The organism is Corallococcus praedator, from assembly GCF_003612125.1.
GTDB lineage: Bacteria > Myxococcota > Myxococcia > Myxococcales > Myxococcaceae > Corallococcus > Corallococcus praedator.
This window is the reverse complement of sequence record NZ_RAWI01000284.1, coordinates 1-12310: the sequence shown is the minus strand read 5'-3', so window position 1 is coordinate 12310 and position 12310 is coordinate 1. Positions and strand designations below refer to the sequence as shown.

Genomic DNA, 12310 nt, shown 5'->3' with positions numbered 1-12310 from the left:
ACCCGCGCCCGTGCACACCCACCCCGCCGCAGCGCGGCAATCCCTCTCAACACAACGCGTCAGAAAAAGACAACACAGCGCGTCAGGGATTACATCAATTTCGCTTATTTATCAGTTATCACGCCTTAGCCGAATTCTCCGGGCTCCCACCTTGCGGCGGGAATGAATCCCGACTTTCTTCGGACAAGCTACGAAGTCCCCTTCGCAGCGCTCGCTGTCCCACGCTCCATTCCACCCCACTGGAGTCCCCATCCATGAGCCGCAGCAGACTCACGGGAATCGTGCTCGCGTTCCTGGCCGCCAGTTGTCTGGCGGTTGATTCCGAAGCCGCCACCTCAGGCGTCACCCCTTCTGGTTCGTCCGCCATCTTCTACGTCGACACGACGGATTGGGCAGACATCCACTACAAGCTGAACGACGGCCAGCAGCTCAACATCCGCATGGCGGTGACGGGCGGCCGCAACCAGTACGCGGTGACGGGCCTCGTCGCCGGCAACTTCATTGATTACAACTTCACGTACTGGGATGTGTCGTGCGCCTGTGCGCGAGACACGGCCTGGACGCGCTACACGCATTCAGGCACCAACCCGCCCGTGGACGCGGGCACCGGCACGCCGGACGCGGGCACCACGCCTGACGCGGGCGGCACGGTGGACGCAGGTCCTCCCCCCAATGGCGACGCGGGCCCCGTGGTGCCGCTGTTCACCAGCGCGACCGCGCTGGAGCCGGCCACCACCGAGACGACGGCCACCGCCATCATCACCCGCGTGGGCGACCGCGTTCGCGACCGCCACATGCGCGAGGACATGTACCAGGCCTACGACCACTACCTGAAGCTGTACTTCGAGAAGCGCACCCACTGGATTGAGATCGTGGACGAGGTGGCCAAGGGCGGCAATCAGGTCGTCGTCAACCTCTACACCATCTACCCGTACGACAGCCCTGACTTCCGCGCGTTCTTCCGCGGCCTGAACACGGTGGCGGAGTACTTCCACAACGCGGACTTCGTGAAGGTGAACGACTACAAGTACACGGCGTCGGTGAACTTCAACGCCAAGGAAGGCCGCGCCATCCGCATCGGTGACCGGATGGAGCTGGAGATTGGCGTGTTCCTCCAGGCGCCGGTGGAAGGCCGCTTCAACTACTACTCCACGGGCATGCTCTACATCGTGGGCCAGGGCGGCATCGTGCCGTTCGAGGGCCAGGGCGCCATCCGTGACTCCTTCGCGCTGCCGGAGAAGGCCTGGGCGGGCGGTCGCGGCACGCTGCACACGCCGTTCTCCAACGAGCCGGACAACCGCTTCCTGCAGATGTCCACGAACCTGGCGCCGGTGAACGCGCAGCCCTTCGTCGAGGGCCGCCGCATCCACCACACGAACTTCAAGGACGGCACGCACTCGGAGCCGGACAACCCGGTGTTCACGGCGCACATGAACAAGCTGGGCAACAACTACGTCGCGACCTCCTGTGTTGATTGCCACAAGCAGAACGGCCGGGGCCTGGCGCCCTCCACGACCAACACCACGCTGACCAACTACGTGGTGAAGGTGGGCAAGGTGAATGGCAGCACGGTGACGGTGGACCCGGCGCTGGGCTTCCGCCTGCAGCCGCGCGCGGTCAGCGGCACGCCGGAGGCGGACGTGCGCATCAGCGGCTGGACGAACACCAGCGGCACGCTGAGCGACGGCACGGCGTACAGCCTGCGCAAGCCGACCTACAGCTTCGTCAACGTGACGCCGACGAACTTCTCCGCGCGCATCACGCCGCAGCTCATCGGCATGGGCCTGCTGGAGGCGGTGTCGGAGACGCAGGTCGCGGGTCTGGCGGATCCGAACGACGCCAATGGCGACGGCATCTCCGGCCGCATGCAGACGGTGCGGGACCCGGAGACGGGCGTCACGCGCATGGGCCGCTTCGGTTGGAAGGCGGGCACGGCGCGCGTGAAGCACCAGGTCGCCGAGGCGCTCAACAGCGACATGGGCGTGACGTCGAATGTGTTCAAGACGCAGGACTGCGGCACGTCGCAGCAGGGCTGCACGGGCACCAGCGCGGAGCTGAGCGACGCGGACCTGGACAAGATCACCCGCTACATCGCCCTCCTGGGCGTGCCGGCCCGCCGCGACTACAACGACGCGACGGCGACGCAGGGTGAGACGGTGTTCAACAACGCGGGCTGCGCGAAGTGCCACGCGCCCACGCTGACCACCAGCCAGTACAGCGCGATGACGGAGTTCCGCAGCCAGACCATCCACCCGTACACGGACCTGCTGCTGCACGACATGGGCACGGGCCTCGCGGACAACCTCCCCGAGGGTCAGGCGTCCGGCGCCGAGTGGCGCACCGCGCCCCTCTGGGGCATCGGCCTCACGTCGGGCGTCAGCGGCGGCGAAGGCTTCCTGCACGACGGCCGCGCGCGCAACGTCACCGAGGCCATCCTCTGGCACGGCGGCGAGGGCGAGGCCTCCAAGCAGGCCTTCATCAACCTCAGCACCGCGAACCGCAACGCGCTGCTGAAGTTCATCAACTCGCTGTAGTCAGCCGGTTTCGGAGTTGAAGACAGACGCCGGGCGGAGGCCACCGTGCTTCCGCCCGGCGTCCTGTTTTTCAGGGGCCCGGGCGCATCGAATCGGAGGAGAAGCAGGACACCTACGCGGCGGCCATCAGGGGAGAGACCGCTCCCTCCTCCGCGAACCAGCAGGCCAGACGCCACCCCGTCGGCGTTTGCACGAAGTCCACGGGGAACTTTGCTACGGGACCCTCGGCTTCCGCTCCGGGCCGGAGCTTCACCTGCACTGTGGCGAAGCCGTCCTGGGTGCTGGCGGGGCCCCAATGGGGTTTCAGGGCTCCTGGCGTGGCGGTGGAACACCTTCACCGCTGGCACCACCGTCCTTCCCCTGCGCCTCGGCGGCACGCTCGGCCTTGAGGCGCAAGGTGACCGGCTGCGAGCCTGTCATCTGGAGTGACAGGGATAGCTCGATGCACGCGGGCCCTTCGGGCGGGGTGAACGGCTCCGCGAAGACGACGAAGGAGACGTCCCTGCCGAACCACTCCCCTTCGTTCAGGGTCACCAGGTCGTCTCGGGTCGGGGGCTCGGGAAGGAAGTCCGCGACCAGCGTCGGGAACGCCGCCCCGGTCGCGCAGTCGGTGACGCGGTCGACGCTTAAGGAGACGTTCTCGATGAGGCGTCGATCGACGGTGGTAGGGGCCCGCGCTCCGACGAGGGCTCGCCCGGAGACGGTGTGCCCGTCATAGAGGACGTGCTCGAAGGCGAGGAGGGGCGGCTGCGAAGGCGGGGGCGGCTTCTGGAGGCGTGCGCAGGCGCTTCCCAGCAGGAGCACACCGGCGCCTCGCATCATGAGGGTCCACGGCTTCATCGCGAGCCTCCTTCCTGGACAGGGCAGTTCCTCAAGGAACCATCGTGCCCGGGCACACCCATGTCGTGCAGTTGTCCGTCCTGCAAGACGTCCGCATCGTGACGGAATCCGCAGGAGTGGGCGAGTTCATGGACAAACGCATCCTCCGCGCAGCGGGCCGCACGCCGGGGATCCTTGAACTGGCGCGAACACCAGACGATGAGCCGGTGCGGGGCCTCGCAGGAACCGATGCTCGAAATGCCGAGCACCTTCCGGCCGGAAGGCCGCCGCCGGTCGTGTGCCGCGCACTGCGCATCCGTCATCGCGTTGCACCGCACCCAGATCCGCGAACACTGCTGCGTGACACACGCGCGCAACCGGTCGTCCTCGATGGACCCAGCCGTCTCCTGACATGCCTCGACGGAGGGCAATCCCTTGCAGGCAGCATCCGCATGGACCGGCGTGCCGCGTTCTGGCACCCGCTCCTCTGGATGGGTGGCAGCACATCCGAAGGTCATCGCCCAGACCATGAGTTGAAACACCTTCACCTGACGCTCCACTCACGACGCGTTCATTCCCTACCGGAACGGGTCCGAGACTGGCATTCAGCTTCGACGTCTGTCCATCCCTCCTCAGGGGTACACCCTCCTTATTCATATCAATGACCTACGACACACGTACGACTGCATTGGTTCCCACCAGACAACTCAACGACCCGCCACTGGATGTGAACGCCTCTTCGAAGCCCCCTGAGGCCACGTGCGGGGCCCATCCCATGCCCCCAGCCGAATGCACGCTGGCGCACCGTCCTGATTCATCGTCGTAGCCAGCGCGCTCCGGTCACGCCACGCTGTGCCCTCCGTGGACGACACCCGCCTTCCCGACCCTGAAGCCCTCCGCCCGCTGCTCACCGACGCGCTGTCGCTGCCCGCGCTCCAACCGCACGGCCCGCGCCTGGAGCGCCTGCTGGAGGACTACGCCCGCGGTGTCGCCCGCCGGGACGCACCGCTCGTCGTCGCGCTCGTCGGCGCCACCGGCGCGGGCAAGTCCACCCTGCTCAACGCGCTCGCCGGGCAGTCCCTGTCGCGCGAGGGCGTGGACCGCCCCACCAGCACCGCGTCCACCCTCTTCGCGCCGGAAGGCACGCCCGTGGAGGAGCTGTCACGCACCGGCGCGCGCGTCGTGCGCTACACGCCCGGCCCCCAGGGCCTGTGGAGCGGCCAGGTCTTCATCGACACGCCGGACCTCAACAGCGTGGCCACCACCCACCGCGACGTCGCCCGCGCCGCGCTGGACAAGGCCGACGTCGCCCTCGTCGTCATGCACCGGGGCAGCGTCGCGGAGGCCACCCAGGTGGAGTTCCTCAACGAGTTCGCCCGCCGCCGCGCGCTCGTCTTCATCCTCAACTTCGCCGACGAACTCTCCGCCGAATCGCGCGAGGCGCTGAAGTCTCAAATCCGCCGCGTCGCCACCCAGCACCACGGCCTCGCCGCGGAGGACGTCCCCGTCTTCGCCATCAGCGCGCGCGCCGCGAAGGACGGCCAGGACGTGTCCGGTGAGTTCGGCCCGCTCCTCTTCCACCTGCGGGGGCTCGCCACCCAGGCCGTCGCCGCGCGCGTGCGCCACACCAACGCCCTGGGCGCACTGGAGGAGCTCTCCTCCACCGTCCAGACCGCGCTCACGGAGACGGACGCGCTGCTGGGCAGGACGCGCACCGCGCTCGACGCGGGACTCGCGCGCGCCGCGGAGGCCCTCCAGGGCGACTTCGACGCGCGGCTGGGCCTGGCCCACGGACACCTCGCGTCGGAGGTGCGCCGTCAGGCCGCGGGCCGCTTCTGGGGCCCCGCCGCGTGGGGGCTGCGGCTGTCGTTGTGGGGCGCCTCCGGCATGGGCGCTGGCGCGCTGGTGGCCCGTCGCAGCCTGCCCGCGGGGCTCGCGGTGGCGGCGGCCTCCACGGTGGTGGACGCCGTGCGCGACAGGACCCGGGCCCGTGCCGCGGAGGTCGCGGTGGTGGAGCCCTTCGAGGATGACTTCCTCGCCGAGTCCGCCGCGCGCACCGCCCTGGCCGAGGCGCGCAGCGTGGCGCGCGCGCAGGGCCTGGAAGCGGAGGCCCTGGGCGTGCCGGACGTGGAGTCGATGCTGGCGGAACTGCGCGTGGCCCGCGCGGGGGCCTGGCGCTACACGGCCTCCACCGCCGTCGCGGAGGCCGTGGCCCGCTGGTGGCGCACGGCCCGCTGGCTGGTGTTGCCGCTCATCAACCTGCCCCTGCTGGCGCTGCTGGGGCACGTCGGCTACCGCGTGGTGAAGGGCTACGTGGAAGGCCCCCTGTTGCCGTTGGAGTACTTCCTCAACGCGGGGGCCTTCTTCGGACTGCTCGCGGGCGCCGGAGCGCTGCTCGCGTCAGCGAGTCTCGTCGGAGCCGCTCGCCATGCGGGGAGAGCGGGACGGGCTCGCTTTGTCGAGTCCCTCGCCGCCCTGGGCGGGAGGCTGGGAGAGGCCGTCGAGAATGGCCTTGGCCCCGGGCGGCAGGCCGCGCGACGCATCCTGGATCGAACCCGCGACGGGCGGTGACATGGACACCACCGCCTGGCCCGGCGTGTGGGCGCCCCCATTGGACGCCATCATCGGCTGGGCGGAGTCCTTGCACAGCGGCGCCGACACCAGCGTGTCGCGCACCGGGTCCCCATAGCCCACGATGCGCGCGGGCACGGAGGGGTTGTTCCACCCGGAGCCCTGCTCCTTCGCGACCTTGAAGTGCAGGTGCGCGCCGCACGCCCAGCCCGTCGCGCCGGAGAAGCCGATGAGCTGGCCCTCCTTCACGCGCTCACCGGGCTTCACCACCACGGCGCTGAAGTGCAGGTACTGCGTCTCCAGCCCGTCGCCGTGGGAGATGACGACGTAGTTGGCCAGCGGCGCGAACTGCTCGCCACATCCGCCCTGCTTGCTGTCGCCCCGCGCCATGCGGACGGTCCCGTCATGGGCCGCCACGATGGGAGTACCTTCCGGCATGCGGAAGTCCCACGCGAAGGTGTCGTTGTGCTGGTGACTGCCCGTTTCGTGGCCCTGGCTCACCGTATAGATGCGACCACACGCGAAGGGCACGCCCACCTCGGCGACGACATTCGAGGCGGCCTGGGCCGTGGGGGGGACAGCGGGAGCCGAAGCGAGGAGGGAGCCGACGAGAAGAGCGGTAATGGTCATATCGGGGCGGGCGGACAACCGCTGCAAGGGCTTGCGGTATTTCCCAGCGATTTTCGCTCAATCCCGAACGGATCACTAGCAGCCGAGCTGCGCCCCGCCCTGTCCCAAGGGGCCGACCCTTGACCACATTCCAGAGGAAGAACCGGCCTGAAGCATGGGAGCGCCTGCCTCTTCGCCTGCCCGGTTGGCGGGCCTGATGTCTCTGGAAAAGACCCGCCTCGATCCCTGCCAGCCGGACGTGCGCAAAGACAGACGCTCGTCCGCTCTCCTGCCCTGCTGGCAGGCCTGGAACAGCCCTCCCGCGCGGATCAGCGGCGGCCTTCGCGTACGGCATCCGACAGCCTGAGCCCCGCCTCACAAAGTGACTGGTCACTTTTTAAGTTGCGGGCTATCCTTCAAGGCATGCCCCCGAAGTCCGCCCCCAGCGCCAGGCCCGCTCCGAAGACGGCCGTCCGTGCCGTGCCGGGGGTGCGCCGCACGCAGGCGGAGCGCCGGGAGACGACGCGGCGCAAGCTGTTGGACGCGACCTTGGAGACGCTGGTGGAGCAGGGTTACGCGCGGCTGACGACGGTGGCGGTGGCGAAGCGGGCGGGGGTGTCCCAGGGGGCGCTCTTCATGCACTTCGACACGAAGGAGGAGCTGCTCGCGGTGGCGGTGGAGCACCTCTTCCCGCGCATCATCCAGGACTTCCTGGCGGGCGTGGGCGCGCGGCCCTCCGGCAAGGACCGGGTGGGGGCGGCGGTGGACATGTTGTGGGCCGTCTACCAGCGACCGGAGCTGCAGGCGGCCATCGAGCTGTACGTCGCGGCGCGCACCGACCCGGAGTTGCAGCGGGCGCTGGCGGCGGTGGACGGGCCACACCGCAGGAACCTACACCGCGTGGCGCGCGAGTTGTTCCCGGACGTGGCCGCCACGCACCCGGACTTCGACGACGTGGTGGAGCTGGCGTTGGACGCCGTGCAGGGGGCCGCGGTGGGCGGCGCGGCCCGTCCGTCGGACCCGGCGCACCGCCGCATGCTGGACACCCTGGCGCGCTTCATGCGCGTCGCCTTCGCCCCCAAAGCCTGAGCGGTTGAAACAGCAGGAGGTCTCCCATGGACACGGCGCACATCCCCGACCTCATCACCCCGGCCATCCCGGTGTTCGTCCTCACCGTCATCGCCGAGGCCCTGTGGGTGAAGAAGCTGCGCGCGGAAAGGGGCGACAGCGTCAAGGGCCACACCTGGAAGGACACGGTGGCCAGCCTCTCCATGGGCCTGGGCAGCGTCGTGGTGGGCGTGGGCTGGAAGGGCGTGGCCTTCGCGGGCTACGCGGCGCTCTACCACCTGACGCCGCTGCGCATGGGCTCGGGACTGGTGGCCTGGGTGCTGCTCTTCTTCCTGGAGGACCTCTGCTACTACGCCTTCCACCGCGTCCACCATGAGAGCCGCTTCTTCTGGGCCTCACACGTGGTGCACCACTCCAGCCAGCACTACAACCTGTCCACGGCGCTCAGGCAGACGTGGACGCCGATGACGGGCTGGGTGTTCTGGGCGCCGCTCGCGCTCTTGGGCTTCTCCCCGGCGATGATCGTCACGCAGCAGGCGGTGAGCCTGCTGTACCAGTATTGGATCCACACGGAGGCCATCCACCGGCTGCCGCGTCCGTTCGAGTGGCTGTTCAACACGCCGTCGCACCACCGCGCGCACCACGCGTCCAACACCGTCTATCTGGACACGAACTACGCGGGCATCCTGATCATCTGGGACCGGCTCTTCGGCACCTTCACCCCGGAGGTCGAGCGCCCCATCTACGGGCTGGTGAAGAACCTCACCACGTACAACCCGGTGCGCATCGCGTTCCACGAGTACGGCAACATCGCCCGGGACTTCGCCCGGCCGGGGTCCCTGGGCCAGCGGCTGTCGTATGTCTTCCGCAACCCAGCGTGGAAGCCCCAGGGGGCATCGCCTCCGGAGGCCCCTCCGCCCGTGGAAGCGGCGCACCCGGCGCCGTGAGCGCGCAAGCGCCTCCCGGATGACAGGGGCTTGAGCGAAGCGACGTCCAGGCAACGCGGGCAGCGACATCGTTGCGTCCGCGCCGTGCGGGCCTTGCTACGGTGGGAGGCGGCGATTTCCAGGCCCCGCGCGTGAAGGCGGGCGCCTCTCCCAAGCAAGGAGTCGGGTCATGACGGAGCGCGAGTTGTGGGAGCGGTACCAGCGGCACCTGTGCGTCGTCCCCTCGGTGGGGCTCACGCTGGACATCTCCCGCATGAACTTCGGCGCGGACTTCCTGGACAGGATGCGCGCGCGCACGGACGCGGCGTTCCAGGCCATGGAGGCGCTGGAGAAGGGCGCCATCGCGAACCCGGACGAGAAGCGCCGGGTGGGCCACTACTGGCTGCGCGCGCCGGAGCTGTCGCCGGAGGCCGGGTTGAAGGCCGACATCACTTCCATGCAGGACGCGGTGGCGGCGTTCGCGCGGGACGTGCACGCGGGCAAGGTGAAGCCCGCGAAGGCGGCGAAGTTCACGCAGGTGCTGCTGGTGGGCATTGGCGGGTCGGCGCTGGGGCCGCAGCTGGTCGCGGACGCGCTGGGCTCGCACCGGGACCCGATGCAGGTGCACTTCCTGGACAACACGGACCCGGACGGGATGGACCGGACGCTGGGGGCCCTGGGTGAGCGGCTGTCGGAGACGCTCACGGTGGTCATCAGCAAGTCGGGCGGCACCAAGGAGACGCGCAACGGCATGCTGGAGACGGAGCGCGCGTACCAGCAGCGCGGTCTGGACTTCGGCGCGCACGCGGTGGCGGTGACGGGGGACGGCAGCGAGTTGGACCAGTACGCGAAGAAGCACCACTGGCTGCGCACCTTCCCGATGTGGGACTGGGTTGGCGGGCGCACGTCCCTCATGTCGGCGGTGGGGCTGGTGCCGGCGCGGTTGCAGGGGCTGGACGTGGACGGCTTCCTCGCGGGCGCGAAGGACATGGACGCGGCGACGCGCGTGCACGACGTGGCGAAGAACCCGGCGGCGCTGCTCGCGCTGATGTGGTTCCACGCGGGCGGCGGCAAGGGCACGAAGGACATGGTCATCCTGCCGTACAAGGACCGGCTGATGCTGATGTCCAAGTACCTCCAGCAACTGGTGATGGAGTCGCTGGGCAAGGAGCTGAGCCTGGACGGCCAGGTGGTGAACCAGGGCATCGCCGTCTATGGAAACAAGGGCTCCACGGATCAGCACGCGTACGTGCAGCAGCTGCGCGAAGGCGTGAACAACTTCTTCGTCACCTTCGTGGAGGTGCTGAAGGACCGCGACGGCAAGTCCATGGCGGTGGAGGGCGACAACACCAGCGGCGACTACCTGCTGGGCTTCCTGCTGGGCACGCGCCGGGCGCTGTTCGAGAAGGGCCGCGAGTCGATGACGCTCACCGTGCAGGACGTGAGCGCGCGCACGGTGGGGGCATTGATTGCGTTGTACGAGCGGGCGGTGGGGCTCTACGCCAGCCTCGTGAACATCAATGCCTATCACCAGCCGGGCGTGGAGGCGGGCAAGAAGGCCGCGGGCCGCGTGTTGGAATTGCAGGGCAAGCTGCTGGCGAAGTTGCAGACGGCGAAGACGGAGGCGCGCTCGGCGGATCAACTGGCCCAGGACATCGGCGCGCCGGACGAGGCGGAGACGGTGTTCAAGCTGCTGGAGCACCTGTCCGCCAACGGTGACCACGGCGTGAAGCGCTCCGGTGGTGAGCGCCCCGCGGAAGCCCGCTTCCAGGCGGGGTAGCGGACACTGTGATTGCCCGGCGGGGCAATGCTTGACGGGCCCGGGCGGCGGATAGCCTGGGCCGTCATGGGACAGGGCCTCGCCGGGGCTGTGCAGGGATGGAACTGGGCGCGCGCGCATTCCGTGGGGATGTGGCTGTGCGCCCTGGGCTGCTTGAGCGCGTGTCCGGAGGTGCACCGACGGGGAGGATTCGCGGACCGGGCCGTGCACCGGGATGCGGTGGAGCAGGTTCCCGAGGCGATCTGCCGGACAGAGGTTTTCGAGCTCTATTGCTCCGAAGGGCGCGAGCAGAGTGACGAGTGCATTGAGGCGTGCGAGTGACGCGACCATGGCAGGCACTGGTGAGCCTTCTGGGCTGCCTCGCGTTGATCACCCCCCTCCTCTTCGTCCTGGGCCGATTGAAGGAGTCCGGCACCCTTGAGGTGCCAGGGCAGGCACGGCTCATCCCCATCCTCGGCACCGAGGACCACACGCGACTGCTGACGTACCACCGCTCCTGCTCGAAGCAGAGAGACTGTGAGCACCCGCTGGGCTGCTTCTTCGACGTCCGGTACGGGCACTACTGCACAGACAGCAACTGCATGACCGACGTGCAGTGTCCCGAGGGTCAGCGGTGCAGCACGCTGACGACCATCCTTGGAGGGCCACAGGTCAAACTGTGTGCCCCCATCGGGCCGCGCCTGGAAGGAGAGCATTGCTGGGACCTCCCCAGGAACTCACAGTCTGCTTGCACAGCGGACCTTCGCTGCTCAGGCGAGAGTGGTTTCTGTGCCCGCACCTGCACGCTCAACGAACCCAATACCTGTCCAGAAGGCTTCTTCTGCGCGGATGTGAAACCGGGGCCTTCGTGCCTTCCCACGTGCGAAACACGGGGGTGTCCGGACGGCCAGCACTGCATCCCCTTCGAGGAGGGGAGCTCCGTCTGCGCGAAGATCCACGGTCCCAATTGCGTGGAGACGCCCTGTCCCGAGGGGCGCAAATGCCAGGTCTTCCCGGATGCGCGATTTCCCGGCAAGGTCTGGGCGGAGTGCGTCGAGCGCTGTTCCGACAAGAGCCCCAACCCCACCTGCGCGGAGGGACAGGTCTGCGACCGCTATCACTGCCTTCAGGCCTGCGACCCGAACGGACCCAATCCGTGCGCCGAGGGCTACCACTGCGATCGCCGCAAGCAGACACGTCCCTGGTCCTGCCAGCCAGACTCCTGGCCTGATCACTGACAGCCCGACGTCCGGCCTGCCCCGGAGTGCCGTGACGTCCTCCAGCGGATGAAGCCCTGCTCCGGTGTGCATGGCCGACACATCCCCGGGCCTCCTCGCACGGGATGTGGCAGGACCGCGACGTCCCCATGCTCAGGGCTCGCGATCCACTGGAGCCCCCTGATGAAGACGTCGCGGTCCGCGCCCCTCCTCGTCACGCCCGCCTCCCCTTCGCTCCAGGAGACGGAAGACCCGTGGCGCTTCGACGCGCTCGGCTCCGTGCGCAGCCGCGACGCCGTCACCCTGGAGGCGCTGCCCCGCGCGCGCTACCGCTCCGCCTTCGAGATTGGCGGCGCCATCGGCGTCCTCACCGAGAAGCTCCAGGCGAGATGTGACGCCCTGCTCTCCGTGGAGGTGTCCCGGCTGGCCCAGGCCCGCGCCATCCACCGCTGTCGCCACCTGCCCCACGTGCGCTTCCAGGTGATGGCCGTGCCAGACGAATACCCAGACCAGCAATTCGACCTCACCCTCCTGTCCGAACGCGCCTGCCATTGGAGCCCGCAGGAATTGGAGCGCGCGCAGCAGCGCATCCTCGAACACCTGGAGCCCGGCGGGCACCTGCTCCTCGTCCACTGGACCGGCCAGAGCCGCGACATGCGCCTCAACGGCCACGACGTCCATGACTCCTTCCGCCGCCTCTCCCCCAAGAACCTGCGACACCTGCGCGGCGAGATGGACGGCACCTGGCGCCTGGACCTCTTCGAGCGCCTCTAACCCCCTTCCGTCAGGATCTCGACCGCCCCCCAC

Annotated in this window: 8 protein-coding genes and 1 pseudogene; 6 read left to right on the top strand and 3 right to left on the bottom strand. The window is 68.9% G+C overall.

Annotated features, from left to right (window positions below):
• Positions 1-254: 254 nt before the first annotated feature.
• Positions 255-2534 (top strand): di-heme oxidoreductase family protein, encoded by a 2280-nt coding sequence (locus D7Y13_RS29025; protein ID WP_120585296.1) that lies wholly within the window; start codon positions 255-257, stop codon positions 2532-2534.
• Positions 2535-2837: 303 nt separating this feature from the next.
• On the opposite strand, the gene D7Y13_RS29020 is transcribed toward D7Y13_RS29025, so the two are convergent.
• Both D7Y13_RS29020 and D7Y13_RS29015 read right to left on the bottom strand, forming a co-directional pair.
• Complete coding sequence (locus tag D7Y13_RS29020) at positions 2838-3374, bottom strand: hypothetical protein (RefSeq protein WP_120585297.1); 537 nt, start codon at positions 3372-3374, stop codon at positions 2838-2840.
• Positions 3371-3901, bottom strand: coding sequence for a hypothetical protein (locus tag D7Y13_RS29015; RefSeq protein WP_147444462.1), 531 nt, complete (start codon positions 3899-3901; stop codon positions 3371-3373). The genes D7Y13_RS29020 and D7Y13_RS29015 overlap by 4 nt, the downstream gene beginning before the upstream one ends.
• A gap of 313 nt (positions 3902-4214) precedes the next feature.
• Here D7Y13_RS29015 and D7Y13_RS29010 point away from each other — a divergent pair, with 313 nt between their 5' ends.
• Positions 4215-5924 carry a GTPase gene (locus D7Y13_RS29010; RefSeq protein WP_120585304.1) on the top strand — a complete coding sequence of 570 codons (1710 nt, stop codon included), beginning with the start codon at positions 4215-4217 and terminating at the stop codon, positions 5922-5924.
• A gap of 225 nt (positions 5925-6149) precedes the next feature.
• On the opposite strand, the pseudogene D7Y13_RS48245 reads toward D7Y13_RS29010, so the two are convergent.
• Positions 6150-6314: pseudogene (locus D7Y13_RS48245) on the bottom strand (M23 family metallopeptidase); the annotation flags it as partial.
• Positions 6315-6956: 642 nt separating this feature from the next.
• Between D7Y13_RS48245 and D7Y13_RS29000 the strand changes: the two are divergent.
• From D7Y13_RS29000 to D7Y13_RS28975, 4 genes are all read left to right on the top strand, one after another.
• A complete protein-coding gene (locus D7Y13_RS29000; RefSeq protein WP_120536455.1) occupies positions 6957-7622 on the top strand; it encodes a TetR/AcrR family transcriptional regulator in 666 nt (221 codons plus the stop codon).
• Positions 7623-7648: 26 nt separating this feature from the next.
• Positions 7649-8548 carry a sterol desaturase family protein gene (locus tag D7Y13_RS28995; RefSeq protein WP_120585299.1) on the top strand — a complete coding sequence of 300 codons (900 nt, stop codon included), beginning with the start codon at positions 7649-7651 and terminating at the stop codon, positions 8546-8548.
• Positions 8549-8717: 169 nt separating this feature from the next.
• Positions 8718-10307: a glucose-6-phosphate isomerase gene (locus D7Y13_RS28990; protein WP_120585300.1), complete on the top strand. Its 1590-nt coding sequence runs from the start codon at positions 8718-8720 to the stop codon at positions 10305-10307.
• 1379 nt (positions 10308-11686) lie between these two features.
• The gene (locus D7Y13_RS28975; RefSeq protein ID WP_120585302.1) at positions 11687-12277 is read left to right on the top strand and encodes a class I SAM-dependent methyltransferase; all 591 of its coding nucleotides are present in this window, start codon (positions 11687-11689) and stop codon (positions 12275-12277) included.
• The last annotated feature ends 33 nt before the right edge of the window (positions 12278-12310 follow it).

Excerpts from the sequence above, each read along its gene's own strand:
- D7Y13_RS29025 (WP_120585296.1), top strand. The coding sequence starts at position 255 with ATGAGCCGCAGCAGACTCACGGGAATCGTGCTCGCGTTCCTGGCCGCC.
- D7Y13_RS29020 (WP_120585297.1), bottom strand. The coding sequence starts at position 3,374 with ATGAAGCCGTGGACCCTCATGATGCGAGGCGCCGGTGTGCTCCTGCTG.
- D7Y13_RS29000 (WP_120536455.1), top strand. The coding sequence starts at position 6,957 with ATGCCCCCGAAGTCCGCCCCCAGCGCCAGGCCCGCTCCGAAGACGGCC.
- D7Y13_RS28995 (WP_120585299.1), top strand. The coding sequence starts at position 7,649 with ATGGACACGGCGCACATCCCCGACCTCATCACCCCGGCCATCCCGGTG.
- D7Y13_RS28990 (WP_120585300.1), top strand. The coding sequence starts at position 8,718 with ATGACGGAGCGCGAGTTGTGGGAGCGGTACCAGCGGCACCTGTGCGTC.
- D7Y13_RS28975 (WP_120585302.1), top strand. The coding sequence starts at position 11,687 with ATGAAGACGTCGCGGTCCGCGCCCCTCCTCGTCACGCCCGCCTCCCCT.